Genomic DNA, 269 nt, shown 5'->3' on the forward strand with positions numbered 1-269 from the left:
GGAAATCAAAGCCCAGCGTATCGAGCGCTACGCTTTCGGAAGCGACCATATATTCTGTACGGTTCTCGTCAATATCACGTTTTCCCAGTACCAGCGGACGAATCCCGTTTGGATCGCGGAAAGCAACCATACCGTGGCCGATAATCATCGCCACACAGGCATACGCGCCGCGGATTAAGCGGTTTGTGGCAGCAATGGCAGCGAAAATATTGTCGGCTTCCAGCGGGTAGTGGCGGAAGTTGTCCAGCTCGCTGGCGAAGATATTAAGC

The 269-nt window shown here is 53.5% G+C and carries 1 pseudogene; it reads right to left on the minus strand.

From position 1 onward, the window contains the following. Window positions 1–269 (minus strand): annotated as a pseudogene (locus tag SB765_RS29990) (amidophosphoribosyltransferase); the annotation flags it as partial.

The organism is Pseudomonas sp. SIMBA_067, assembly GCF_046534675.1.
Taxonomy (GTDB): domain Bacteria; phylum Pseudomonadota; class Gammaproteobacteria; order Pseudomonadales; family Pseudomonadaceae; genus Aquipseudomonas; species Aquipseudomonas putida.